Annotated in this window: 1 protein-coding gene; it reads right to left on the minus strand. The window is 48.3% G+C overall.

The window, feature by feature from the left end:
• Positions 1 to 20: 20 nt before the first annotated feature.
• A partial coding sequence (locus tag ADA01nite_RS21830) for a transposase (protein ID WP_146812523.1) occupies positions 21 to 524 on the minus strand: 504 nt, incomplete at its 5' end.

A 524-nucleotide genomic window follows, 5' to 3' on the forward strand; every position in this document is an offset into this window, starting at 1 on the left:
AGGGCTTGCTGAACAATTCGTTATCTTATTGAAACACGCAGCGTAACGCTTGAAAAAAACCATCTGAAAAAAGTGAAAAAGAGAAGCCGTAACCGTCTCTCCAGGTTCATCACGAGCAGCTGAAGGGCTATGACGGTTTCACTGGTTTGCTGAAGGCGTACTCGAATAAGACCAAGTCCATAACGGCGCTTGCCTTCTCCAAATTTACCTTCGATAGCGTTTCGTTCAGCGGCATCCTGCCGAGCTTTCTGTTTTTGCTCGGTCTGCTCCTTTTTTGATGGACGCCCCAGGCGGGGGCCGCTCAAGCGGATGCCATGTTCCTTGCAGTAACGAAGATTGTCGCGTGTGCGATAGATCTTATCGGCAAGTACTGCTTCCGGATAGTAACCAAAGCGCTTGTAATAGGTTTCAACAGCGTTCTGCAAGGTAACACCTTCATTGTAATTATCCCACTGCAGCTTTTCCATCAAGGCATATCCGTTCACCAGACTGATCGCGATTTTAGCGCCGAATTCTACGCTTGC

The sequence above is a fragment of the Aneurinibacillus danicus genome (genome assembly GCF_007991215.1).
In the GTDB taxonomy this organism is placed as follows: Bacteria; Bacillota; Bacilli; order Aneurinibacillales; family Aneurinibacillaceae; genus Aneurinibacillus; species Aneurinibacillus danicus.